Here is a 25,622-nt window from a genome sequence, read left to right as displayed (position 1 = left end):
TAATATCAGGGAAATCGCTTCGCTAACTGTTCGCTATGTCTCCGAACATTCTGTTCGCGATGTCCCCGGTCCATACAGGGAGAGGGTTGGGGTGAGGGCATCAGTCGCCGCGGTCTCAAACCGGCCGATAAGCCCGCATAAACAGACTCACCACATCCTGCACATGCGCCTCGCCAGCCTCTGCGCTTAAAGGTTCACCATAGCCATACAACCGGCGAAAATTAGGCGCGCCCTTGATCAGGCAAAAGAAATGTTCCGCCGCATTGAGGGGCTTTTCAATCTGCAACTCGCCCGTCTGATGAATCCTGCTCAACAGACGCTCCATCTCCAGCGCGACCCGCTCAGGCCCGGCTTCAAAAAAAATCTGCGACAGCTTCGGGTCCTGGCTGCCCAAGGTCATCATCAGGCGATGCAGGTTCAATGACTCCTCACTGTTGATCAGTGTGTAAAACCCTTTCCCAATGTTTAAAAGCGTCGTCTCAATGGATGCGCCAACGGGCAGCTCAAAAAACAACTCCGGTAACTGCTCTGAGCACTTGGCCAGGATCGCCGCCGAGAACAGCGTCTCCTTGTCAGTGAAGTGGCTGTAGACCGTGAGTTTGGAAACCCCCGCAAGGCCAGCCACCGCGTCCATGCTGGTGCTGGCAAAGCCTTTGCTCAGGAACAGAGTTTTTGCCGCTTCAAGGATTAAGTGGCGTTTCGCCATGTCCTTGGGGCGCCCGGCTGCATTGGGGACTAAAGGATTGTCAGACATTTCTGTTTATTACTGGACTGGTGAGTTTGGTATTAATAACATGCCGCCCAGTATAAATATTCCAAGTCCTATTTGCGAAAGGTCGTCTCCATGTTGCGCCACGCCTTGCCCCGCGCCGTGCCTGTGTTTTTGCTGTTTCTGTTAACCGCGTGCGGGCAAGAGGAGCCAGTTCACGTCAGCATTAGCCCGGTGTTGATGGTGCAACCGCAACCTTCAGCATTGACCAGTCATAGCTATCCCGGCGAGGTGCGCGCACGTTTCGACCCGCAATTGGCCTTTCGCATCGGCGGAAAAGTGACACGGCGATTGGTCGACGAGGGAGAGCGGGTCAAGGCGGATCAACCTCTGGCAGAGTTGGACCCGCAAGATGTGCGCCTGCAGTTGCTAGCGATCCGCGCGCAGGTGGCTGCGAGTCAGGCCAATTTGAATCTGGTGCGTGCAGAGCGTGATCGTTACAAAACCTTGCTCGATCGGCAGATGGTCAGCCGGTCGCAGTTCGATAACGCCGAAAACCTTTACCGCTCCGGGGAAGCCAAGTTCCAGCAGCTCAAGGCCGAACAGGATGTGGCCAGCAATCAGGCCAGCTATGCCGTGTTGCGCGCACCTCAAGACGGCGTCATCGCACAACGTCAGGTCGAAGTCGGGCAGGTGGTGGCCGCCGGGCAGACCGTGTTTACCCTCGCGGCCGATGGTGAGCGTGAAGTGCTGATCAGCTTGCCTGAGCAAGATTTCGCGCGTTTCAACTTAGGGATGCCGGTTTCAGTAGAACTGTGGTCTCAGCCTGGCCAGCATTTCAGTGGGCGTATTCGTGAGCTGTCACCTTCGGCAGATCCAAAATCGAGAACCTTTGCGGCGCGTATTGCGTTTCAGGCAGGCAAAGTACCTGCAGAGCTAGGGCAAAGTGCTCGTGTTTATATACAAGACGAAGGGGCCAGCGCTTTATCGGTGCCGCTGTCTGCCTTGAGTGCGGAAAAGGGTGCACCCTATGTCTGGCGTATCACTCAGGACAATACGTTGGAGCAGGTGCCGGTTCAGGTCGGCCCGTTTGGCGAGAAGACGGTGCCGGTGCTCAAAGGCCTCAAGACCGACGACTGGATTGTGGCTGCAGGTGTGCATGTGTTGCATCCGGGGCAAGAGGTGCGGCCAATTGATCGCTCTAACCGAACGATCAACGTGGCGGCCAAGGAGTAAACCTGATGGGTTTCAACCTCTCCGCCTGGGCGTTGCGCAATCGCCAGATCGTGCTGTTTCTGATGCTGCTGTTGGCCATTGTTGGGGGCATTTCCTATACCAAGCTGGGGCAAAGCGAAGACCCTCCGTTTACGTTCAAAGCCATGGTCATTCGCACGATATGGCCGGGCGCCACCGCCGAGGAAGTCTCGCGGCAAGTCACCGAACGCATCGAAAAAAAGCTGATGGAAACTGGCGAGTACGAGCGCATCGTCTCGTTCTCGCGCCCCGGTGAATCGCAAGTGACCTTTATTGCACGGGACTCGATGCACTCGGACGAAGTCCCTGCGCTTTGGTATCAAGTGCGCAAAAAAATCAGTGATATTCGCCACACCTTGCCGCCGGATATTCAGGGGCCATTTTTCAATGATGAATTCGGGACTACGTTCGGCAACCTCTACAGCTTGAGCGGCGAAGGGTACGACTATGCGGTGCTCAAGGATTACGCCGAGCGCATCCAGATCCAGCTGCAACGGGTCAAGGATGTCGGCAAGGTTGAACTGCTGGGCCTGCAAGACGAAAAAATCTGGATCGAACTGTCCAACCTGAAACTGGCGACGCTGGGCTTGCCGTTGGCGGCCGTGCAACACGCCCTTGAAGAACAAAATGCAGTGTCGACAGCGGGCTTTTTTGAAACTCCAACCGAGCGCGTGCAATTGCGCGTCAGCGGCAATTTTAAAACTGTCGAAGAGATCGAGCGCTTCCCGATCAGGGTGGGGGAGCGAACACTACACATCAGTGACGTGGCCGATGTGCGTCGTGGTTTCAATGACCCACCGGCACCGCGCATGCGCTTTATGGGCAATGACGCCTTGGGCCTGGCCGTGGCGATGAAAGACGGTGGCGATATTCTGGTGCTGGGCAAGGCGCTGGAGGCCGAGTTTGAACGGGCCCGCAGACACTTGCCGGCCGGGATGGTGTTGAGCAAAGTGTCGGATCAACCGGCGGCGGTGAAAACCAGCGTAGGTGAGTTCGTTCAGGTGTTGGTGGAGGCGCTGGCGATTGTCTTGCTGGTGAGTTTCTTCTCGTTGGGGGTGCGCACTGGCATGGTGGTTGCGCTGACCATACCGCTGGTGTTGGCGATGACCTTCGCCACGATGCATTATTTTGGCATTGGCCTGCACAAAATCTCGTTGGGTGCGCTGGTGCTGGCGCTGGGTTTGCTGGTCGACGATGCCATCATTGCCGTGGAAATGATGGCGATCAAAATGGAGCAGGGCTACGACCGGCTCAAGGCGGCAAGCTTTGCATGGACCAGCACGGCGTTCCCGATGTTGACCGGCACGCTGATTACGGCGGCGGGCTTTTTGCCGATTGCCATGGCGCAGTCGAGCACAGGTGAGTACACGCGTTCGATTTTTCAGGTAGTGACGATTGCGTTATTGGCCTCGTGGATCGCCGCTGTGGTGTTTGTGCCGTATCTGGGCGCTTTGTTGTTGCCGGACATGGCGAACAAACATGCACAAAAACACGGCGCAGCTGCAGGAGCGCCTGACCCGTACGCGACGCCGTTTTATCAGCGGATACGACATGTGGTGGAGTGGTGTGTGGATCGGCGCAAAACGGTGATCGCGCTGACCGTTTTGTTGTTTATCGGCTCGGTCATGCTGTTCAAGCTGGTTCCACAGCAGTTCTTTCCTGCGTCGAGCCGACTGGAATTGATGGTGGATTTGAAACTGGCCGAAGGTGCCTCGTTGAGCAACACCACGGATCAGGTCAAACAGCTTGAACGCCTGCTCAAAGACCACCCCGGTATTGCCAACTATGTGGCCTATGCGGGGACAGGCTCACCCCGGTATTACTTGCCGCTTGATCAGCAATTGCCGGCGGCCAGCTTTGCCCAGTTTGTGGTGTTGGCCAAGACTATTGAAGACCGTGAAAGTCTGCGCACCTGGTTGATTGACACCCTGAACGAGCAATTCCCGGGTGTTCGTTCGCGCGTGACACGTCTGGAAAATGGTCCACCTGTGGGTTACCCGGTTCAGTTCCGGGTCACGGGCGAACATATTGAGGAGGTGCGGGCCCTTGCTCGCAAGGTGGCGGTCAAAGTCCGTGAGAACCCATATGTGGTCAATGTTCATCTGGACTGGGAGGAACCGAGCAAGGTGGTGTACCTCAATATCGATCAGGAGCGTGCGCGGGCCTTGGGGGTGAGTACGAAACAGGTATCGCGCTTCCTGCAAAGCACGCTACTCGGCTCTACGGTCAGCCAGTACCGGGAAGATAACGAGTTGATCGAGATTCTGTTGCGCGGCACGGCTCATGAGCGCACAGAGTTGTCGTTACTGCCGAGCCTGTCGGTGCCGACGGACAATGGTCAGAGCGTAGCGTTGTCGCACATTGCGACGTTGGAATATGGTTTTGAAGAAGGCGTTATCTGGCACCGCAATCGGCTGCCAACGGTGACTGTGCGCGCCGATATTTATGGCAAGGAGCAGCCTGCGACGCTGGTAACGCAAATATTGCCAACCCTGGAAGACGTGCGTTCTGAACTGCCTGATGGCTATTTGTTGGAAGTGGGCGGCACGGTTGAGGATTCCACGCGGGGTCAGGATTCGGTAAAAGCGGGAGTGCCGTTGTTTATCGTGGTGGTGCTGACCTTGTTGATGGTGCAACTGCGCAGCTTCTCGCGCATGGTCATGGTGTTTCTCACCGCGCCATTGGGCTTGATCGGGGTGACGTGGTTTCTGTTGCTGTTCGACAAGCCCTTTGGTTTTGTCGCGATGCTGGGCACCATTGCCTTGTCGGGCATGATCATGCGCAACTCGGTGATTCTGGTTGACCAGATTGAACAGGACAAAGCGGCGGGGCTGGACACCTGGCAAGCTATTATTGACGCCACGGTGCGGCGATTCCGGCCGATAGTGCTGACCGCATTGGCGGCGGTGCTGGCAATGATTCCCTTGTCCCGCAGCGTATTTTTCGGGCCGATGGCGGTGGCAATCATGGGAGGGTTGATCGTGGCGACAGCGCTGACGTTGTTGTTTTTGCCCGCGCTGTATGCGGCGTGGTTCAGAGTGAAGAAGGTTTAGATAAGCGTCCCCTCACCCTAACCCTCTCCCGGAGGGAGAGGGGACAAAAGCTAAAAGCAAATTACGCCGCACCCGAGATCAAGCCTCCTCTCCCGGAGGGAGAGGGGACAAAAGCTAAAAGCAAATATACGCGGCACCCGAGATCAAGCTCCCTCTCCCTCTGGGAGAGGGTTGGGGTGAGGGTATGAGCTTGGTCATCAGTTGGCGACTGGATTGACGCGCACCCGAATCGGTTGCAATGACTTGGCGTTCAGATCAACACCGTTGTGTTCGGTGTTGATAAACAACAGGCGGCCATTGTTTTCGATTCTTGCGCTGATCGCATATCGATGGCCCGGCTTGATTTCAGCAGGGTCATAGGTCAGGTGAAAGGGCAGCGGGATCTGGCCTTTTATCTGGCCGCTTTGCTTGGCCAAAGTCACTGCAGGAGCATCGGCAAGAGATACATCCTGCAGGCTCACTTCATAAGTTGCCGTCTTAGGCAGGCCGATACGTTCAAGGTAATACACTTCGCCATCCAGTGTGGCGTGGGGGGTAGCGTTCATCGTGCTGCAAGCTCCAAGCAATGCCGTCAATCCGAGCAATAGAATTTTTTTCATGGGTGTACGTCTCCGTTTTTTTCTGGCGCAGTTTGTTCGCACCTTATTCAGAGAAGATTTTTACCATGAAGTTCTGTCAGCACCGTCATTGACGAGTGTTATGAGGATAAATTCGTCAACACGCCAACTGTGAGGCAATACCCCTTTGGCGTGCCCTGATTTATTGATGGATCAGGCTTGAGCGAATACCGATAGTTTGATTTCACCAATATTGATGGTGATTACCGGATTAGCGATGACCTGTTTTTGCGAAGTGCTGCTGTGCGCACCAAAGTTGCCAGTTGCGGGACTAATCCCATTGCCGCGATGAACGCCACTTGTGTTTTGCTGGGTCATAAAAGATGTCCTTATCTTTGTTTGATAAAAGGTTGTATGCCGCTCTAACCGGCATACAACCAGCCTAGCGAATGTTCAGGAGGTTAAATCAGACAGAGACGCTTCCATGCGTCTGTGCAGAAATATCCCAGTGCCCTCGTCAGTCTTATCCGACGTTTTCGGGCTGATCCGCGGCATCTTCGCTGCGGTGCAAGGCCACCTGGCGGATCGACAGGCGAATCTCGGCGGGCAGTACACGTTTGGCAGCGCCTTCGGCCAATTCCCCCAGCATCTCGTGGTAGCTCAACTTGCCGTTGGCATCGCGACGCAATACCTCCTCCTCAAGCAAGGTTTCGATAAAGTGTCGGAACAGACTCTTATCGAAAAACTCCGGGGCATTGAGGCCGTGCAGGATCGACAGGCGCTGGGCCATCATCGTGCACAGGTCTTCCAGTTCTTCGGCGCTCAAGGTGTTTTGGCCGCTGTTGAGCAACAGCGAGATGGCCATGTAGAAGCGCTGCAGGGTTTGCGCAATACTTCTGGACAGCAGGGTCAACAATACGAAGTGGCGTGAACTTGGTGCGGGGCGCAGGTACACCTCGCCTTCAAAACGTAACAATCCTTGTTCGACAAAGGCTTCTAACCATTGATCGACCACAGCGTCGAGCTCCTCGCGTGACCAGCGAATAAACAGCTCTGATTGCAGGTACGGGTACAGCGCATGGGTGTAGCGCAGAATTTGTTCGCGGGTCATGCGCGAGGCGCTCTGGAAGAAGCTTGAGAGCAACGATGGCAATGCAAAGATATGCAGCACGTTGTTGCGGTAATAAGTCATCAGAACCGCGTTTTGCTCATCCAGATAGAGGATTTTACCCAGTGCATCGCTCTGTTCCGAGAGCAAGTCCATGCCTTTTACATGTTCAATCAGTGCCCGGCCATCGCCTTCAGGCAATGTGGTGTACGGCGAGTAAGGCACGCGACGCAAGAGGGCCAGATACAGATCCAGAACCCGCGCCAACGCCCGGTCATCAAGCGCCAGTTTGCTGGTGGACAGCAATGCCAGTGCCACCAGATTGACCGGGTTGATAGCGGCGGCTTCGTTGAGTTTTTGTGCGACTTTCTCACCCAGACGATGGGTGGTCGCGTTCAACCACTGTGGCCGATACAGCGGGGCAAGTTCCTGCTGGCGCCAGTCCGGTTGCTCATTGTCCAGAAACTCGGCGAGCTTGATCGGTTCGCCAAAGTTGACGGCGACCTGACCAAACTTTTGCTTGAGGGCGCCCAGCACTTTGAACATGTCGAATATCGACTCTTTCTTTTTGCTTGCTCCGCGCAGCTCACCCAGATAGGTACGGCCTTCGAGCACTCGCTCATAACCGATGTAGACCGGCACAAAGACAATGGGCATACGCGATGAACGCAAGTAACTGCGCACGGTGATCGCCAGCATGCCGGTTTTGGGTTGCAGCATACGGCCTGTGCGCGACCTGCCGCCTTCGACGAAGTACTCAACCGGAAAGCCTTTGGTGAACAGGGTATGCATGTATTCGTTGAACACCGAGGTGTACAGCGGATTGCCCTTGAACGTGCGGCGCATGAAAAACGCTCCGCCGCGGCGCAGCAAAGGCCCCACGATGGGCATGTTCAGGTTGATGCCCGCAGCGATATGCGGCGGAGTCAGGCCGTTGCGAAAGAGAAGGTAAGACAGCAGCAAGTAGTCGATATGGCTGCGGTGGCACGGGACGTAGACGATTTCGTGACCTTGAGCGACATTCTGTACGCCCTCGATATGGTTGAGCTTGACCCCGTCGTAAATCTTGTTCCAGAACCAGCTCAGCACCACTTCAAAAAAGCGGATAGCGGTGTAGGTATAGTCCGACGCAATTTCGTTGGCGTAACGCAGCGCTTGGGCACGGGCCTTTTCCGGCGAGATGTTCTCGCGCTCGGCTTCATCCAGTATCGCCTGGCGCACAGCGGGCTCGTTGATCAACCCTTTGACCAGATTGCGACGGTGCGACAGGTCGGGCCCGATGGTGGCGGTTTTGAGGTTGCGAAAGTGCACCCGCAAAATACGTTGAGCCATACGCACGGTGCGCTCGTGGCCCTTATTGAGGTCGACCAGTTCGCGTAAATGGATCGGTGCCGAAAACTGCACTCGAGTTTTACGGCCCAGAATCAGAATGCGCAGCAACCGGCGCAAGCGCCCGGTGACGGCCCAACTGTCAGCAAACAGCAATTTCCACGGGCTGGACTCGCTGTCAGGCGATTGCCCCCAGAACACGCTGACTGGAATGATTTGTGCATCCTCGGCTGGGTTCAGGGTCAGGCCATCTACCAGGCGGGTCAGGGTGGGCGGGGCTCCGCGCTTGTCTTGACGTCCCACCCAATCGGGTTCGGGGGTCAGGTAAAAGAACGCAGCCGGCTCCATCATGGGGCCAACGGAAACGGGCAGCACCGGGCGCGGTAAACCGACTTTGGTGCACTCGGTGTCGACCACCGCCAACTCCGTGATGGAGGGTGATTGCAAGACGTAGAAAACGGGCCGGCTGCGATCCAGATTGAGCGACAACGATGATTGATTGATCGTCTCTGAGCGCACCCACAGGTACAGCAAGCGACGCAGAGCGCCAAATACAAGGCGGCGAAATGGGGAACGGGTCATACGGCTTCTGCGTGAGTGGATTTTACGAGCATTTACTCGGTCCGGTAGTGTGCCGTATCTCTGGAAAATCGGCAAAAAAGCAGCGAAGTAATATTGATTGAGTGTTTTTCGAGCTGACTTATACTCGAAGCTCTTTCGCTATGCAGTGTAAGACCTGATTTGAAAAAGGTAAGTTCTGGCGAAAGTTCTTATCGGGCCATTAATGCGCCCAATTAATAACAACAAGGGGGAAGTGATCTATGGCTACGCGTTTGACAGGCAGTGTGAAATGGTTCAATGACGCCAAGGGCTACGGTTTTATTCAGGGCGAAAGTGGCGGTGATGTGTTCGTGCATTACCGTGCAATTCGCGGTGAAGGCCATCGCTCTCTGGCCGAAGGCCAGCAGGTGGAGTACACCCAGGTGACGGGTGAAAAAGGTTTGCAAGCGGATGATGTGGTAGGGCTGTAAACAAAACCTGAAGTCGCTGGCGCAGGCTGCGAAGGGGTTGAAGCAGCCCTTTGAAGGCCTTGGGTCCTTTCGCAGCCTGTGGCAGCGACTACAGAACGGGTTACACCTCAGGAATTGGTTTTCCAGGTGATTTCTTCCACGCCGTCTTCGCTGATACGAATCCAGCGATCGGCATCCGCTTCGCCTTGTTCTTCAACCCAAGTGCCCGGTGCGCAACGCACTTCGACATTCAGGGCTTCAAAAGCGGCTTTGGCGCAGGCGATGTCATCTTCCCAAGGCGTTTGGTCACTTTCCAGGTACAAGCTGTTCCATTTTCCCACTGCGTTGGGCATCCAGGTGACCGGTATGCCACCTGCGGTGCATTTCCATACCTGACCCTTTTTCACCCAGGGTGTACAAGGCCCGAGGGCCTCAGAAAGCCATTCAACAACGTGTTCGTGACCAGACTTAGCCTCTTTCAGGTAAATCTCGATATCGGGCTGGCGCATGGATGTCCTCATTGCGTGTCTGAAAAATCCATTCGCGGATTCGTCGGGCCTGCAGCGTGTGCCGCAGGCCGTAAATTGATTATTGAAGAACGAAGTAATCGTAGCGCATCGAGACCGTCACCACTAAAGGCTGCGGGTGATCGATCACTTGCGCGCGACGTTCGGCGCTGGCGCGCCAGCCGTGGGGCGTCATGGCCAGCAAGTTGGCGCGATCCTGAGGCTCGCTCAAGCTCAGCGTGAACTCCAGCGTTTCGCTGTGTTGCAACTGCATGCCTTCAGGGACTAACGCCAAGTGTTTGTCATCGGCGTATTCGCGTACTTCGTCGTACAAACGTTCACGCAGTTCCATCAAGTGGCCGCGAGTCGGGCCGACACGCATCAAACCGCCGCCGGGGCTGAGTAAACGCTTGGCTTCGAGCCAGTCCAGCGGACTGAAAACACTGGCCAGAAACTGGCAACTGGCATCCGCCAGAGGCACTCGGGCCATGCTGGCGATCAACCAGGTCAGGTGCGGGTTGCGCTTGCAGGCACGCTTGACGGCTTCGCGAGAAATATCCAGCGCGTAGCCATCGGCGTTGGGCAAGGCTTCGGCCACTTGAGCGGTGTAGTAACCTTCGCCACAACCGATATCAAGCCAGCGCTGTGGCGCGCGCTCGGCGGCCAGCTCGGCCAGGCGTTTGGCCACTGGAGCGTAATGGCCCGCATTGAGGAAGTCGCGGCGGGCTTCCACCATCGCCTGGTTATCGCCCGGGTCGCGGCTGTTTTTGTACTGCACCGGCAACAGGTTCAGATAACCCTGACGCGCACGGTCAAAGCGATGGCCGGCCGGGCAGACAACACCGTTTTCCACCGCGCTCAGTGGCTCGCTGCAAATGGGGCAGGCAAGCATCAGGCGAGCAACTTGATCAGGGTTTGGTAATAGATCTCGGTCAAAACATCGAGATCGCTGGCCAGCACCCGCTCGTTGACTTGGTGGATGGTGGCATTGACCGGTCCCAGTTCAACCACTTGGGTGCCCAGGGTTGCGATAAAGCGTCCGTCCGAGGTGCCGCCGCTGGTGGAAGCTTTGGTTTCGCGGCCGGTGACTTGTTTGATGCTCGCTGATACTGCATCAAGCAATGCACCCGGCTCGGTCAGGAACGGCAGACCGGACAACGCCCACTCGATGTGCCAGTCCAGGCCGTGTTTGTCGAGGATGTCGGCAACGCGCTGTTGCAGGCCTTCGACGGTGGATTCGGTCGAAAAACGGAAGTTGAACACCGCCACCAGGTCGCCGGGAATGACGTTGGTTGCGCCGGTCCCTGAGTTGAGGTTGGAGATCTGGAAGCTGGTCGGCGGGAAGAACGCATTGCCGTTGTCCCAATGCTCGGCAGCCAGTTCGGCCAGCGCGGGAGCCGCCAGATGAATCGGGTTTTTGGCCAGATGCGGGTAGGCCACATGGCCCTGAATACCGCGAACGGTGAGCTTGGCGCCCAGCGAACCACGGCGGCCGTTTTTGACCACGTCGCCCACCAGCGTGGTGCTGGAGGGTTCGCCAACGATGCACCAGTCCAGACGTTCGTTGCGGGCAGCAAAGCGTTCGACCACTGCTTTGGTGCCGTGGTGGGCCGGGCCTTCTTCGTCGCTGGTGATCAGAAACGCGACCGAACCTTTGTGATCCGGGTAGTCGGCGACGAAGCGCTCGGCGGCCACCAGCATGGCTGCCAGGCTGCCTTTCATGTCGGCGGCACCGCGGCCACAGAGCATGCCGTGTTCGTCGATCAGCGCGTCAAACGGGTCGTTCTGCCAGGCTTGCACAGGGCCGGTCGGCACCACGTCGGTATGGCCGGCGAAGCACAGCACAGGGCCGTCGTGCTTGCCGTGAGTGGCCCAAAAGTTGTCAACGTCTTCAATGCGCATGGGCTCCAGCTTAAAGCCCGCATCGCCCAGACGCTGCATCATCAGCTTCTGGCAATCGGCGTCGATGGGCGTCACTGAAGGGCGACGGATCAGATCGCAGGCAAGTTGCAGGGTCGGCGAAAGGTCGGCGTGGGCCGTCATGGTATGAGCTCCGAAGCGGGTCAAGTGCGGGCGGGCAGGGCACAAAAGGGCGGTTATCTTAAAGCAAAACGGCGGCCAGAGGCCGCCGTTTAGTGGTTGCGGTTAATTTATGTCGCGGGGTGCTGCTCAGGTGCTTCCACCGGTTTAGGCAACGAAGACATAAAGGCCATGATCAGCGCGGCCAGATACGGCAGCGATTGCACCAGTAGCATCACCACCCAGAAGCGCATGTCGTTGCTCGGCAAACCCTGGACGAAGAAGATTCCCAAGGCCGCGCCCCATAGCAACAGCATGATGAACACTTCTTCGCGGGCTTCCGAAATGGCAACCCAAAAGCCGTGATTATCGGCGTTCTTCGGGGTACGAAAGAACGGAATGCTGCTGGTGAAGAAGCCATATAACACGGCTTTGGCGATGGTATGCGACAACGCCAAACCGGCCAGAGCCGCTGCAAACGCGTCTTTGAGGTTAACCCCGACGGCGCGACGGTACAGGAAGATGATCTTGCCGACCTTGAATACAAATAGTGCCAAGGGCGGGATCGCGAAGATCAGCAACGGCGGATCGACCCGCGTTGGCACGATGATCATTGCCGCGGACCAAAGTAGGGCACCGATGGTGAAGAAAATATTCATACCGTCGGCAATCCACGGCAGCCAGCCCGCGAGGAAGTGGTAGCGCTGGCCTCGGGTCAGTTCGGTATCTTTGCCGAATATGAGGCTGGAGGTGTGGCGCTTGATGATCTGAATAGCACCATAGGCCCAGCGGAAGCGCTGTTTCTTGAAGTCGATAAAGGTGTCGGGCATCAGCCCTTTGCCGTAGCTATTGTGGGAATAGGCTGCGGAGTAACCTTTTTCAAAGACGCGAAGGCCCAATTCGGCGTCTTCACAAATGCACCAGTCCGCCCAGCCAAGCTCTTCAAGAACAGAGCGACGGGTCATGGTCATGGTGCCGTGCTGGATAATCGCGTCACGGTCGTTGCGGGTCACCATGCCGATGTGGAAAAAGCCTCGGTATTCCGCATAGCAAAGCTTTTTGAACGTGCTTTCGTTGTGGTCGCGGTAGTCCTGCGGCGATTGCACAATGGCGATTTTCGGATCTGCGAAGTGCGGAACCATGTGCTTGAGCCAGTTGCGATCAACGCAGTAGTCCGAATCGATCACGGCAATCACTTCAGCGTCCGGCGCGGTGTGCGGGATCAGATAGTTCAACGCGCCGCCCTTGAAGCCTGCCAGGGGAGCCACATGGAAAAACTTGAAACGCGGGCCCAATGTGGCGCAGTAATCGCGCACCGGTTCCCACACGGCCGGGTCTTTGGTGTTGTTGTCGATGATCAACACTTCAAAGTCCGGGTAGTCGAGGTTCGCCAAGGCATCGAGGGTCTGTTTGACCATCTCCGGCGGCTCGTTGTAACACGGCACATGGATCGAGACTTTCGGGCGATAAGCGTCGTCGCTTTCGACGGGTAGAAACTCTCGGCGCCGCTTGCGAATCCATACCGCTTCAGCCAGTTCATGGGCTTCTGTCAGCAGGACGATAAACACCCCGAATGCCCCGAGACCGAGCAGGATTCCTACCGTCAAGCTGAACCAGGTGCTGTATTGCTGGCTGTAGTCGTACGCTATCCAGACCAGTGCCGAGCCGCACAGAAAGGCAGTGAAGGTCAGGAAGGTACGGCCACGTTGACGCAGTGCGGAGCCGTCGATCAGCAGCAAAGCCAGCGACAGCAAGCCCATGACCGCCGAGCCAATCGCCAGAACGCGCCATTGCGGAATGGCGACCACCGGGCCTTCAAAATTGAATTTTTGCTGACGCGCCGCGTTAAACACGCCCCAATACGCGCCCACCGAGCCTTCATCGCTGGCCTTCCAAGGCTGGTCAAAGGCTTCGATCACGAAGTAGTTGTAGCCACGACGGTTCAAAGTGTTGACCAAGGTACGCAGGTAGATCGCCTGATCGGCCTGGGTCGCATCGGCGCCACCGCGCATGCGGCCATTGCTGGGCCAGCCAACTTCCGAAAGAAGAAGTGGTTTTTTCGGGAACATTTTTTTCAGGTCGCGTGCGCGGTCCAGTACGAACTCGCCTGCTTTCTCCATAGGAATAAATTCCCAGTACGGCAGGATGTGCGCGGCGATCAGGTCAACGTGATCTGCCAGTTGCGGGTTGTGCTCCCAGATGTGCCATTGCTCTGAGGTCGTCACAGGCACTTTTACTGCAGCTCGAACGCGATCCAGAATTTTGATCAGCTCATCCGCCGTTATTTCTTTACGGAAGATGGCTTCGTTACCAACAACAACGCGTACAACACTGCGCGAGTTATTAGCCAGTTCTATGGCCTTTTGAATTTCCCGCTCGTTGCGTTCCTCGTCCGGGCTGATCCAAATGCCGATGGTCACCCGTAAACCGAACTCTTCAGCCAGTTTGGGAATATCACCCAACGTTCCGTCTACCGAGTAGGTACGAATGTTATCGGTGAGCTTGCTCATGATCTCCAGGTCTCGACGCATCTCTTCGTCGGACGGGTATTGGTCTTTCTGTGGGTACTGGCCTTGTTGGAACGGCGAGTATGAAAAACCGGAGATCTGATCGGGCCAGTTGGGTGCTGAAACCGGGCGATTGATAAGCGCCCAGAAGCCCGTGAAGAGTGCAGCGATGGCAAGCACCACTACCAGGTTGAGTCCAAATTTACGCGATGACATAACTATTTCGGGTTCCAAAGGGAGTGGAACGAAGATCGTTCGGCAAAGACCAAGCGGCGCGCATCCTACACTGCGCTTTGACCCACCGTACAGCACGGGGCGTCTGATCCAGAGAGGGTTGGTGAAGTTGCCTAAAGATCTCTATGAATGCTTGTAGCTTTTATCTTCTAACGTTGAAGGTTATTAAAGCAGGCTTAGTAGGAAAAGTACTCAATGCTATGGAGTCCCCCTATAATGCGCGCCGGTTTTAGGGTGATGGTCATGAGTACAGAAGATCCGAGGTTTGCCGGTGTAGCCCGGTTATATGGCATTGAAGGCCTGGAGCGCTTGAAGGCTGCGCATGTCGCGATCGTGGGGGTGGGCGGCGTCGGGTCGTGGGCGGCTGAAGCGATAGCGCGTTGCGGCGTCGGCGAAATTTCGCTGTTTGATCTGGACGATGTGTGCGTCAGCAACAGCAATCGGCAGTTACACGCGTTGAGCTCGACCATTGGTCGGGACAAAGTCGAGGTGATGGCTGAGCGCCTGCGTCAGATCAATCCCGATTGCACCGTGCATGCGGTGGCGGACTTTGTGACCCGCGAGACCATGGCTGAGTACATCACCCCGGATATGGACTGTGTGATTGACTGCATCGACAGCGTCAATGCCAAGGCCGCGCTAATTGCCTGGTGCAAGCGCCGCAAGATTCAGATCATTACGACGGGCGGTGCAGGCGGGCAAATTGACCCGACACTGATTCAGGTATGTGACCTGAACCGAACGTTCAATGACCCGCTGGCTTCGAAAGTGCGCTCCACGCTGCGCCGTGATTATGGTTTTTCACGCACCGTGACTCGACATTACAGCGTGCCGTGTGTGTTTTCGACTGAACAGCTGCGCTATCCCAAGCCGGACGGCAGTATCTGCCTGCAGAAGAGTTTTGTCGGCGACGGTGTGAAGCTGGACTGTGCGGGCGGGTTTGGTGCGGTGATGATGGTGACGGCCACGTTTGGCATGGTCGCGGCGACCAAGGCGGTGGACAAAATAGTGGCGGGGGTGCGGCGGCCTTCGGAGAAGGTAAAAGCAAAGCAAGACCCTCACCCTAGCCCTCTCCCAGAGGGAGAGGGGACTAAAAGCTAAAGCAGATCACCAGCCCCCTCTCCCTTTGGGAGAGGGTTGGGGTGAGGGGCTTTCAGCTCAACGCCAATTCCCGCATCCGCTGCAAAACGGCGTTCAGACCATTGCTGCGCGAAGGCGAAAGCTGGCGACTCAAGCCCAGTTGGTCGAACCAGTCTGGCAAATCGACCTGCTTCAACTCTTGCGTACTCAAGCCATTGACCCGTGCCAGCAGCAGCGCCACGAGGCCACGAATCAGCCGGGCATCGCTGCTGGCAGCAAACTGCCAGTGGCCGTCCTTGCATTCACCCACCAACCACACCTGGCTTTCGCAGCCGTGCACACGGTTAGCCTCGATTTTGTCGCGCTCATCAAGCTCCGACAAACGCTGGCCCCACTGCATCAGCAAGCGTGCTCGTTGCTCCCAACTGGTGCAGCCTGCAAAGCTGTCCAGCGCCGCCTGGGCTTGGGCAGGCAACGTCATTGCAGCAGCTCCAGCGCTTTGTCGAGGGCATCAAAAAAGCGCTCCACATCGTCTGAATCGTTGTAAAGCGCCAACGAAACACGTACAGCACCGGCCAGTCGCAGGCTTTGCAGCAGTGGCATGGCGCAGTGATGCCCGGCTCGCACGGCAATGCCTTGCTCGGTCAGCAGATGGGCGAGATCAGCATTGTGTACGCCTTCCACCACAAAGCTCACCAGTGCGACCTGCGGGGAGCCCAGCAGGCGGATGCCTTTACGCTGCTTTAAGCCATCGACCAGCAACGCGTGCAGGGCAGTTTCATGGGTTTCAACGGCACGTTGATCGAGATTGCTCAGGTAGCTCAGGGTCGCTCCCAAACCGATAACGCTGGCTATGGGTGGTGTACCCGCTTCGAAGCCCAGTGGGGCTGGACGAAAGGTCGCGTGATGGTAGTCAGCGTCTTGCACCATCTCGCCGCCAAATTGCCAATGCTTCAAACAACCCAGTGCGTCATGTCGGCCAAACAGCACGCCCAGACCGTCGGGGCCGTACAGCTTATGGCTGGAAAATACATAAAAATCACACCCCATCGCTTGCACGTCATGGCGGCCGTGAACGATGCCTTGTGCGCCGTCGACGACGATGATCGCGTTGTGTCCCTTGGCCAGCGCCAGCAGAGCGGGCAGCGGCTGCCACACGCCAAGCACGTTGGACAATTGGCTGACGGCCAGCAATCGGGTACGCGAGGTAATGAGTCGTGCAGCAGCATTTAAATCAATGGTGCCGTTGTCTTCCAGCGGCAATACCACCAGATTCAAGCCTTTGCGCTGTGCCAATTGTTGCCACGGCAGCAGGTTGGCATGGTGTTCCAGGGCGCTGATGACAATCTCATCGCCCGGATTGAAAAGATGCTCCAGGCCATAGGCCAGAAGATTCAGTGCCGAGGTAGCACCGCTGGTGAAAACAACTTGTCCGCTGTCGCCGGCATTGAGCCATCGCGCCACCTTGTGGCGGGTGTTTTCAAAGGCCTGGGTCGCCAGAGCGCCCGGCAGGTGTTGGGCCCGGTGTACATTGGCTGCGCCGTTGGCGTAGTAGTGCGTCAATGCGTCGAGCAGGGCTTGTGGTTTTTGCGTGGTTGCAGCGTTGTCCAGATAGGTCTGGTCCTGACGTTGCAAGGCGGCGATGGCTGGAAAGTCAGCGCGCCAGGGGGAAGGCAAAAGCATGGGTTCCGGGCTCTGATGACGGGACTGCAGGCAGCCCCGTCAGTGGCAGAAAGACGCTTAGTTGTGAGCGTGCAGCGCTTCGTTCAACTCGATGGCCGACTTGTGGGTTTTGCACTCCACAGCGCCAGTTTCCGAGTTGCGACGGAACAGCAGGTCAGGCTGGCCAGCCAACTCGCGGGCTTTGACCACTTTAACCAGTTGGTTGTTTTCATCGAGCAGGGCCACTTTGCTGCCTGCGGTCACGTACAGACCCGACTCCACGGTGTTGCGGTCGCCCAGCGGGATGCCGATACCGGCATTGGCGCCAATCAGGCAGCCTTCGCCCACTTTGATCACAATGTTGCCGCCGCCCGACAGGGTGCCCATGGTCGAGCAACCGCCGCCCAGATCCGAACCTTTGCCGACAAACACGCCCGCCGAAACGCGGCCTTCGATCATGCCCGGGCCTTCGGTGCCTGCGTTGAAGTTGACGAACCCTTCGTGCATGACGGTGGTGCCTTCGCCAATGTACGCGCCCAGACGAATGCGTGCGCTGTCTGCGATACGCACGCCAGCCGGAACAACGTAGTCGGTCATTTTCGGGAATTTGTCGACGGAGAACACTTCCAGCAGATCGCCACGCAGACGCGCTTCAAGTTGACGCTCGGCCAGCTCGCTCAGGTCGATGGCGCCCTGGCTGGTCCAGGCAACGTTAGGCAGCAGCGGGAACACACCTGCCAGGCTCAAGCCGTGCGGCTTGACCAGACGATGGGACAGCAAGTGCAGCTTGAGGTAGGCCTCAGGGGTGGAGGTCAGCGCCGCGTCTTCGGCCAGCAATGTGGCAACCAGTGGCTTGTGGCTTTCAGCCAGACGGGTCAGCAGCGCTGCTTGTGCGGCGTCGACCGGCTTCAGCGCTTCAGCCAGTTGCGCGGCCTGAGCGGTGGTGAAGGTGATTGCCTGATTGCCGCCGGTGTAGCCCAAAATTGGGGCGATGGCTTCGATCAGCTCGGCCGAGGGGTTGATCAGGGGGTGTGCGTAGAACACTTCCAGCCATGCGCCTTGACGGTTCTGGGTGCCGACGCCGAAGGCTGCGCTGAACAGGGTAGTAGACATGCAATTACCTCTTTACAAAAATAATGGGCGGCTTTGGCTCAAAGGTTAAAGAAGGGCCGCCGCATAAAGATCTGGCTTGAAGCCAATCAGGGTTTTGTCTTCGAGTTCAAGCACCGGGCGCTTGATCATCGAGGGTTGGGCGAGCATCAGTTCAATCGCTTTCGCTTGGTCGAGATCGGCTTTTTGTTCGTCATCGAGTTTGCGAAAGGTCGTACCGGCGCGATTGAGCACCACGTTCCAGCCGTGCTCGTTGCACCAGCGGGTGAGGTGTTCGCGGTCGATACCGCTGCTCTTGTAATCATGAAAGTCGTAACGCACAGCGTGTTCATCCAGCCAGGTGCGAGCCTTTTTCATGGTGTCGCAGGCTTTGATGCCGAAAAGGTGCAACGTTTTGTCTGATTCGGTCACTGAAATTGCCCCTCCTGTGGAGATGCCTGAAATGAGCGGTGACGGATTATGCCACGAGCAGCCGCCTTGGGCGTGCCTGCCTGCAAGCTTGGCACGGACTTGTGACATGTCGTCGCACTGCTACTTTTGTTCAGGCTCGGGTTGTTCCGTAAAACGCTACTATGGCCTGCAATGCCAAAATGTTGCTAGCTGTGTCTAGTTGAACGCTGATTGTTTGGGAAACCTGTTGATATGCAAACCGCCTATACCGTCCTCATCTTGTTGATGTTGGTGGGAGTCTCGCGTTTATTGGGGCGTGTTATCCCGCTGCCATTACCGCTGGTCCAGATTGCCGCCGGGGCCGTGCTGGCCTGGCCAACCCTGGGCCTGCACGTGGCGCTGGACCCGGAGTTATTCCTGTTTCTATTCTTGCCACCTTTGCTGTTTTCGGATGGCTGGCGCATTCCCAAGCGTGAGTTTTGGCGCTTGCGCGGACCGATTTTGACGCTGGCGGTAGGACTGGTGCTGTTTACGGTCGTGGGCGCCGGCTACTTTATTCACTGGTTGTTGCCGACTATTCCATTGCCTGTGGCCTTTGCACTGGCCGCCGTGTTGTCGCCTACCGATGCCGTGGCCGTTTCGGCGATTGCGCAAAGCCGATTGCCCGCGCCGTTGATGCATATGCTGCAAGGCGAAGCGTTGATGAATGACGCGACCGGCCTGGTGACCTTCAAGTTCGCGTTGGTGGCCGCCATTACCGGCGTTTTTTCGCTGGCCAACGCCAGTGTCACTTTCCTGCTGGTGGCCTGCGGTGGTCTTGCCATCGGGGTGGCGTTGAGCTGGGTCGTGGGACGCATGCGTTCGTGGATGATTGCTCGCGGCTGGGATGACCCGGCGACCCACGTGGTATTTATGTTACTGCTGCCTTTTGCGGCGTATGTGCTGGCTGAGCGTTTGGGCGCCTCGGGCATTTTGTCCGCCGTTGCGGCGGGGATGATGCAGAGCTGGCTGGATTTGCTACCGCGCCAGACCAGTACGCGATTGCTGAATCGAAGTGTGTGGTCGCTTCTGGAATTTGCCTTTAACGGTCTGATCTTTTTGCTGTTGGGCCTGCAACTGCCCGATATCGTCAAGGCTGTTGTCAGCCTGGAAACCCATCTTTGGCCCACGCTGATGTATCGCTGCCTGGATGTGGTGGTGATATTTCTGGTGCTGATTGCCTTGCGCTTTATTTGGGTGCAGAGCATTTGGCGCTTGTCCGGTTTACTACGCCGCTGGCGCGGCAAGCAAGAGCTGACCATGGTGCCAACCGCACGCTCTTGCTGGATCCTGACCGTGGGCGGTGTGCGCGGTGCGGTCACGCTGGCGGGCGTGATGTCGATTCCCTTATTGATCAACGAAGGCCTCGATTTCCCTGAGCGTGAACTGCTGATCTTCATTGCGGCGGGTGTGATTCTGTTGTCGTTGATCGTGGCCTGCATCGCGTTGCCGCTTTTGTTGCGCGGCATTTCCAAAACTTCGGATGATGCGATGCGCAACGAAGTGCGTGAGGCGTGGCGCCGTACAGCCGAGGCGGCCATTCATGCGCTGGAAACTGAAGAGGTGGTTGACCCCAACGACCAGCCGGATGCGGCTCAGGCAGCGTTGGCGTCAGAGTTGAAGGCGCGGATCATGTCTGAGTACCGTCATCAGCTCGACGTGTTCAATGATTCGGCAGAAGCGCAGGCATTGGCGTCGAAAATGGATGAGCTGGAAGGCCGTCTGCGTCTCAAGGCGCTTAGGGCGCAACGCCTGGAGCTGTACAGTTTGCGTCGTCATCATGAAATTGGTGATGAGGTGCTGGGCGAGATTCTGCGTGATTTGGATTTGAGCGAAGCGAATCTGGGAACGGTTAAGTAGGTTCGCTTCTACTCTGTTGGCGGGCACGTCTGGTAGTCGCTGACGAGGAACGAGGCTGCGATCGGTTTACATCGTCGATCGCAGTCTTCGTTCCTCGCCAGCGACTACATGTACAAGCGTTTAGCGGCGACGCAGGATGAAGTCGCGAATCCGTTCAGCGGCTTCGACGCATTCTGCCAACGGTGCAACCAGTGCCATGCGCACTCGGCCTGCACCGGGGTTGAAGCCCTCAACGTCACGGGACAGGTACGAACCCGGCACCACGGTCACGTGTTCTTGCGCGAACAGGTCGCGGCAAAACTCGGCATCGTCGCCTTCAACCTTTGGCCACAGATAAAAACCGCCATCCGGGCGCTGTACGTCCATCACGGGCGTCAATATCTCCAGCACGGCATCGAACTTCTCGCGATAAAGATCACGGTTAGTGCGCACGTGGGCTTCGTCGTTCCAGGCGGCAATGCTGGCCAGTTGGGTTTGCACCGGCATCGCACAGCCGTGGTAGGTGCGGTACAGCAGGAATGCCTTGAGGATCTCGGCATCGCCCGCGACAAACCCTGAGCGCAAGCCCGGCAGGTTAGAGCGCTTGGACAGACTGTGGAATACCACGCAACGTTTGAAATCTTCACGCCCCAACGCCACGCAGGCGCTGAGCAGGCCTACAGGAGGGGTGTTCTCGTCGAAATATAGCTCGCTGTAGCATTCGTCTGCGGCGATCACGAAGTCGTGTTCGTCAGCCAGTGCGATCAGCTTTTTAAGTGTGTCCAGCGGGATCAATGCACCGGTCGGGTTGCCCGGCGAGCACAGGAATAAAATCTGGCAGCGCTTCCAGGTCTCAGGCGATACGGCGTCGAAGTCCGGGTTGAAGCCGTGTTCTGCCAGGCAAGGCAGGTAATGCGGGGTCGCTCCGGCTAAAAACGCTGCGCCTTCGTAGATCTGGTAGAACGGATTCGGGCTGATTACCAGCCCGTCTTCCGCGCGGTTGACCACGGTTTGGGTGAAAGCGAACAGGGCTTCACGGGTGCCATTGACCGGCAGGATGTTGCGCGCCGGGTCGAGCCAGCCTACAGGTACGTTAAAGCGGCGCTCTGCCCAACCCGCGATGGCTTCACGCAGGGCTGGAATGCCCAGAGTGGTCGGGTAGACCGCCATTTGGTCAAGGTTGTCGGCCAAAGCTTTAGCGACGAACTCGGGTGAGCGGTGTTTAGGTTCGCCAATCGACAGCGCAATCGGGCGTTTGTCGGCGTTGGGCTGCACGCTGCCAAGCAAGGCGCGCAGTTTTTCGAACGGGTAAGGCTGTAACTGGTTTAGAGCGTTGTTCATCGGGTGCGGGTCTCACTCAGCGGCGCTCAGATACTCAGGCGCCAGGCTTCAGGGGATGAGGTTTTGTCGACGGTCAGCTGTTCAACGATGGCTTCCTGCAAGCGCATGCACAGCTGTGGGTCAGACAAGGGCTGATTGTTTTCGTCGGTTATAAAAAAGACGTCTTCAACGCGCTCGCCCAGCGTGGCGATCTTGGCGTTTTGCAGCGACAGGTCGAATTCCAGAAAGATCATGCCAATACGCGCCAGCAGTCCGGGGCGGTCGGGTGCGCTGAGCTCCAGCACGGTTACCGGACGCTGCGCATCATTGTGAATGGTCACTTGTGGCGGGAAAGCGAAGTGTTTGAGCTGGCGCGGCACCCGGCGTTGAATGATGTTGGGGTAGTCGTCCGGGTTGCGCAGGGCCTCGGTCAAGCCTCTGCGGATTTTCTCTATACGCTCGGGATTGTTGCCGATCGAGTCCCCGTCATTGTCGAGCACAATGTAGGTGTCGAGGGTGAACTGGCTGCTGGAGGTGATGATGCGCGCGTCATGGATGTTCAGGTTGAGCTGATCCATCGCGGCCACGGTCACGGCGAAAAAATCATGCTGGTCGGGCGCGTAGATGAAAATCTGTGTGCCGCCCTCAAATTCGCGCTGGGTGGTTTCCTTGATCAGGACCAGCGGTCCGCCATCACTGGGTTGTTGCAGGATGGCTTCGGTGTGCAAGGCCACATCGGCAGAGGTGTGGCGCAAAAAGTAGTCATCGCCCAGCTGTGACCAAAGTTGTTCGACGTCATCCTGGTCATTGCCATTGCGCACCAGAATGTCCAGCGCAGCACGCTGTGTCTGGCGGATCTGCTCTTCGCGGTCAACCGGGTTTTCCAGGCCTCGGCGCAGGGCGCGCTTGGTTTCGGTGTAGAGCTGGCGCAACAGGCTGGCGCGCCAGGAGTTCCACAGCGTCGGATTGGTGGCGTTGATGTCGGCGACAGTCAGCACATACAGGTAGTCGAGATGCGTTTCATCGCCTACAAACTGTGCAAAGTCGTGGATCACCTGAGGGTCCGACAAGTCTTTGCGCTGAGCGGTGGTCGACATGACCAGATGATTTTGCACCAGCCATACAATCAGGCGTGTGTCCCACTGAGGCAAGTGGTGACGAATGCAGAACGCTTCAGCATCAACTGCACCAATTTCGGAGTGGTCGCCGTGGCGGCCTTTGCCGATGTCGTGATACAGCCCGGCGAGGTATATCAGCTCGGGTTTGGGCAGCTTGGCCATCAACTTGCTGGCCAGCGGAAATTTCTCCGAGACCTGGGTGTACTGCAACTTGCGCAGGTGCTTGATCAGGTTGAGGGTGTGGGCATCGACCGTATAGATGTGGAACAGGTCGTGCTGCATCTGCCCCACGATAAAACCGAACTCGGGCAGGTAGCGTCCCAGAATGCCGTAACGGTTCATCCGGCGCAGATTGCGGTGGATGCCGATTCTGCATTTGAACAGCTCGATAAACAGGCTGGTGTTGCGTATGTCGTTGCGAAAATCGTCGTCGATCAAATAGCGGTGTTCGCGCAACAAGCGAATGGTGTCAGCGCGTACGCCTTTGATTTCCGGGTGCTGGGCCATCAGCAGAAAAATTTCAAGCATCGCAAACGGCGTGCGTTTGAACACATGATCGCTGGTGGCTTCTATATAGCCGTCGTGCAGCTGGAAGCGTGAATTGATCGGCGTTGGCGGCGCTTCGTCATCCGGGGCCAGAATGATTTCTTCGAAATGCTGAATGATCAAGTCACTCAGCTGCGCAATGCTCATGACCACGCGGTAGTACTGCTGCATGAAGTTTTCGATGGTCTGTTTGGTGTCTTCGCCCGTGAAGCCGAGCAGCTCGGCAATACTGCGTTGATAGTCAAACAAAAGGCGGTCTTCAGCTCGCCCGGCCAGCATGTGCAGGGCATAGCGAACCTTCCACAAGAACTCTTGCGAGGACGCGAGCAGGGCGTGCTCGCTTTCGACCAGAAAGCCTTCATTGGCCAGAGCCCGCAAGTTGAGCGTGCCGTATTGGCGCCGGGCTACCCACAAAATGGTCTGGATATCGCGCAGGCCACCGGGTGAACCTTTCACGTTGGGTTCCAGGTTGTACTCGGTGTCGTTGTATTTGTGGTGCCGTGCTTTTTGCTCGGCACGTTTGGCCAGAAAGAACTCCTTGCTGGGCCACATGTGGGCGGTGCTGGTGACCTCCAGCATGCGCTGGCGCAGGCGTTCAGGGCCCGCCACGGTGCGGCTTTCCATTAAGTTGGTGATGACGGTCAGGTCAGCGCGGGCCTGTTCGGCGCACTCGTTCACCGAGCGCACACTCTGGCCGACTTCCAAGCCAATGTCCCAAAGGAGTGTCAGAAAGCGCTCAATGGAGTCACGAAATATCTCGTGGTCGTCGTCCTCGAGCAGGATCAGCAGGTCGATATCGGAGTAGGGGTGAAGTTCGCCACGGCCATAGCCACCCACGGCCACCAGTGCGATATCGGCCTGTTCGCTCCAACTGAACTGATCCCAGGCCTGCTGCAGGATGTTGTCAACAAACCAGGCGCGATCCTCAATCAGGCGTCGAATATCGCGCCCTTTGCGAAAGCGTTGATCGAGCACCTCGCGTGCCTGGCGGATCGCCTTTTTGAAAGCGGCAATGGGGCTTGCCTTTAGCGCCAGTTCGGCCTGGAACTGGCCGCGGTCAAAAAGTTCGGGATCCACCTGCGGCATCGATCGGCTTTCCTTGGGATAAATACGTTCGTTTATAAGAGGCGCGTGTCAGCGAAGCGGTGGATCAGCCGGAAACGCGCGGGATCGTGTCATCGCTGCGCAACGTGAAGATTTCATAGCCCGTTTCGGTCACCAGCAGGGTGTGTTCCCACTGCGCGGACAGCTTGCGGTCCTTGGTGATTGCGGTCCAGCCATCGCCCAGCACTTTGGTGTCGGCTTTGCCCTGGTTGATCATCGGCTCGATGGTAAACGTCATGCCGGCTTTGAGTTCCATGCCCGTGCCTGCGCGCCCGTAGTGCAGGATTTGCGGCTCTTCGTGGAACACCTTGCCGATGCCGTGACCGCAGAATTCACGAACAACGGAGAAACCGTTCTTCTCAGCGTGCTTCTGAATCACTTCACCGATATCGCCCAAGCGGCAGCCGGGTTTAACGATTTCAATGGCTTTGTACATGCATTCCTGAGTCACCTGCGACAGGCGCTCGGCCCAGACCGGCACTTTGCCGACGTGGAACATGCGGCTAGTGTCGCCGTGGTAGCCGTCTTTGATCACAGTGACATCGATGTTCAGGGTATCGCCGTCTTTCAAGGCCTTGTCGCCGGGTATGCCGTGGCAAACCACATGATTGATCGACGTGCAGATCGACTTTGGGAAGCCTTTATAGTTGAGCGGGGCAGGGATGGCCTTTTGCACATTGACGATATAGTCATGGCAAATGCGATCCAGCTCTTCAGTCGTGACGCCCGGCTTGACGTACTCGGCGATCATTTCCAGCACTTCGGCGGCCAATTTGCCGGCGACACGCATTTTTGCGATGTCCTCTGGGGTTTTGAGTGTGACGGTCATACAGGCTCTCTTCGCGCGTTAGCGCTCATCAACTGGGTTACTGGTGTGCTTTGCAGTCTGCACACCTTCATAAAAACGCGATTCTAACAGACGACCGGCGTTAATCATGGGCCAGGCGCCATCGTCTTTATTAATAGAGTGGGGCATTCTGGCTCTATTCCAAGGCTCGCGCAAAAGGGGGGCGGGTCTTACGCGCAGCTTGCGATCTGCTTGTGATCTGGATTTTGATCTTGATCTGCCGCCCCGTCGGGAGGCCGAGAGGAGGTTTCGCGGAGTGGGTCGACCGGCATGGATGCCGG

At 57.2% G+C, this 25,622-nt stretch carries 20 protein-coding genes; 5 read left to right on the top strand and 15 right to left on the bottom strand.

Annotation, left to right across the window (positions count from 1 at the left end; translation table 11 throughout):
- Window positions 1–115 precede the first annotated feature (115 nt).
- Window positions 116–754 (bottom strand): TetR/AcrR family transcriptional regulator, encoded by a 639-nt coding sequence (locus GHN86_RS21610; RefSeq protein WP_153382452.1) that lies wholly within the window; start codon window positions 752–754, stop codon window positions 116–118.
- Between the two features lie 90 nt (window positions 755–844).
- Here GHN86_RS21610 and GHN86_RS21605 point away from each other — a divergent pair, with 90 nt between their 5' ends.
- Window positions 845–1,945, top strand: coding sequence for an efflux RND transporter periplasmic adaptor subunit (locus GHN86_RS21605; protein ID WP_153382450.1), 1,101 nt, complete (start codon window positions 845–847; stop codon window positions 1,943–1,945).
- A gap of 5 nt (window positions 1,946–1,950) precedes the next feature.
- Window positions 1,951–5,016, top strand: coding sequence for an efflux RND transporter permease subunit (locus tag GHN86_RS21600; protein ID WP_153382449.1), 3,066 nt, complete (start codon window positions 1,951–1,953; stop codon window positions 5,014–5,016).
- A gap of 197 nt (window positions 5,017–5,213) precedes the next feature.
- On the opposite strand, the gene GHN86_RS21595 is transcribed toward GHN86_RS21600, so the two are convergent.
- From GHN86_RS21595 to plsB, 3 genes are all read right to left on the bottom strand, one after another.
- Window positions 5,214–5,615, bottom strand: a complete 402-nt coding sequence (locus GHN86_RS21595; RefSeq protein ID WP_153382447.1) for a YbaY family lipoprotein — start codon at window positions 5,613–5,615, stop codon at window positions 5,214–5,216.
- Window positions 5,616–5,786: 171 nt separating this feature from the next.
- Entirely contained in the window at window positions 5,787–5,951 is a 165-nt protein-coding gene (locus GHN86_RS21590) for a hypothetical protein (protein ID WP_153382445.1), read from the bottom strand.
- Between the two features lie 145 nt (window positions 5,952–6,096).
- Window positions 6,097–8,592 (bottom strand): glycerol-3-phosphate 1-O-acyltransferase PlsB, encoded by a 2,496-nt coding sequence (plsB, locus tag GHN86_RS21585; RefSeq protein WP_153382443.1) that lies wholly within the window; start codon window positions 8,590–8,592, stop codon window positions 6,097–6,099.
- 239 nt (window positions 8,593–8,831) lie between these two features.
- Here plsB and GHN86_RS21580 point away from each other — a divergent pair, with 239 nt between their 5' ends.
- On the top strand, window positions 8,832–9,041 hold the full coding sequence (locus GHN86_RS21580; RefSeq protein ID WP_122782437.1) for a cold-shock protein: 210 nt from the start codon (window positions 8,832–8,834) through the stop codon (window positions 9,039–9,041).
- A gap of 107 nt (window positions 9,042–9,148) precedes the next feature.
- Here GHN86_RS21580 and GHN86_RS21575 read toward each other — a convergent pair whose 3' ends face one another.
- The 4 genes from GHN86_RS21575 to GHN86_RS21560 all read right to left on the bottom strand — a co-directional run bounded on the left by GHN86_RS21575 (window position 9,149) and on the right by GHN86_RS21560 (window position 14,268).
- The gene (locus tag GHN86_RS21575; RefSeq protein WP_153382441.1) at window positions 9,149–9,529 is read right to left on the bottom strand and encodes a hypothetical protein; all 381 of its coding nucleotides are present in this window, start codon (window positions 9,527–9,529) and stop codon (window positions 9,149–9,151) included.
- A gap of 79 nt (window positions 9,530–9,608) precedes the next feature.
- Complete coding sequence (locus GHN86_RS21570) at window positions 9,609–10,418, bottom strand: putative RNA methyltransferase (protein ID WP_153382439.1); 810 nt, start codon at window positions 10,416–10,418, stop codon at window positions 9,609–9,611.
- Window positions 10,418–11,569: a succinyl-diaminopimelate desuccinylase gene (dapE, locus tag GHN86_RS21565; RefSeq protein ID WP_153382437.1), complete on the bottom strand. Its 1,152-nt coding sequence runs from the start codon at window positions 11,567–11,569 to the stop codon at window positions 10,418–10,420. Before dapE ends, GHN86_RS21570 begins: the two co-directional genes overlap by 1 nt.
- Window positions 11,570–11,676: 107 nt before the next feature.
- Window positions 11,677–14,268, bottom strand: coding sequence for a glycosyltransferase (locus GHN86_RS21560; RefSeq protein WP_153382435.1), 2,592 nt, complete (start codon window positions 14,266–14,268; stop codon window positions 11,677–11,679).
- A 261-nt stretch (window positions 14,269–14,529) separates the two neighbouring features.
- Here GHN86_RS21560 and tcdA point away from each other — a divergent pair, with 261 nt between their 5' ends.
- Window positions 14,530–15,387, top strand: a complete 858-nt coding sequence (gene tcdA / locus GHN86_RS21555) for a tRNA cyclic N6-threonylcarbamoyladenosine(37) synthase TcdA (protein WP_153382433.1) — start codon at window positions 14,530–14,532, stop codon at window positions 15,385–15,387.
- A gap of 52 nt (window positions 15,388–15,439) precedes the next feature.
- On the opposite strand, the gene GHN86_RS21550 is transcribed toward tcdA, so the two are convergent.
- From GHN86_RS21550 to GHN86_RS21535, 4 genes are read right to left on the bottom strand one after another with little or no spacing between them, the layout of a single operon-like run.
- Complete coding sequence (locus tag GHN86_RS21550; protein WP_153382431.1) at window positions 15,440–15,847, bottom strand: SufE family protein; 408 nt, start codon at window positions 15,845–15,847, stop codon at window positions 15,440–15,442.
- Window positions 15,844–17,049, bottom strand: a complete 1,206-nt coding sequence (locus GHN86_RS21545; RefSeq protein WP_153382429.1) for an aminotransferase class V-fold PLP-dependent enzyme — start codon at window positions 17,047–17,049, stop codon at window positions 15,844–15,846. The genes GHN86_RS21550 and GHN86_RS21545 overlap by 4 nt, the downstream gene beginning before the upstream one ends.
- Window positions 17,050–17,106: 57 nt before the next feature.
- Entirely contained in the window at window positions 17,107–18,141 is a 1,035-nt protein-coding gene (gene dapD, locus GHN86_RS21540) for a 2,3,4,5-tetrahydropyridine-2,6-dicarboxylate N-succinyltransferase (protein WP_153382427.1), read from the bottom strand.
- A gap of 45 nt (window positions 18,142–18,186) precedes the next feature.
- A complete protein-coding gene (locus GHN86_RS21535) occupies window positions 18,187–18,549 on the bottom strand; it encodes an ArsC family reductase (RefSeq protein WP_323369555.1) in 363 nt (120 codons plus the stop codon).
- Window positions 18,550–18,780: 231 nt separating this feature from the next.
- On the opposite strand from GHN86_RS21535, the gene GHN86_RS21530 reads away from it, so the two are divergent.
- Window positions 18,781–20,427 (top strand): Na+/H+ antiporter, encoded by a 1,647-nt coding sequence (locus GHN86_RS21530; protein WP_153382425.1) that lies wholly within the window; start codon window positions 18,781–18,783, stop codon window positions 20,425–20,427.
- A gap of 120 nt (window positions 20,428–20,547) precedes the next feature.
- Here the strand turns inward: GHN86_RS21530 and dapC are convergent, their stop codons facing one another.
- From dapC to map, 3 genes are all read right to left on the bottom strand, one after another.
- Window positions 20,548–21,747, bottom strand: coding sequence for a succinyldiaminopimelate transaminase (dapC, locus tag GHN86_RS21525; protein ID WP_153382423.1), 1,200 nt, complete (start codon window positions 21,745–21,747; stop codon window positions 20,548–20,550).
- A 26-nt stretch (window positions 21,748–21,773) separates the two neighbouring features.
- Window positions 21,774–24,476, bottom strand: a complete 2,703-nt coding sequence (locus GHN86_RS21520; protein ID WP_153382421.1) for a [protein-PII] uridylyltransferase — start codon at window positions 24,474–24,476, stop codon at window positions 21,774–21,776.
- A gap of 64 nt (window positions 24,477–24,540) precedes the next feature.
- Complete coding sequence (gene map, locus GHN86_RS21515) at window positions 24,541–25,323, bottom strand: type I methionyl aminopeptidase (protein WP_153382419.1); 783 nt, start codon at window positions 25,321–25,323, stop codon at window positions 24,541–24,543.
- Window positions 25,324–25,622 lie beyond the last annotated feature (299 nt).

The organism is Pseudomonas helleri (assembly GCF_009600315.1).
Taxonomy (GTDB): domain Bacteria; phylum Pseudomonadota; class Gammaproteobacteria; order Pseudomonadales; family Pseudomonadaceae; genus Aquipseudomonas; species Aquipseudomonas helleri_A.
This window is presented reverse-complemented; position numbering and strand designations above follow the sequence as displayed.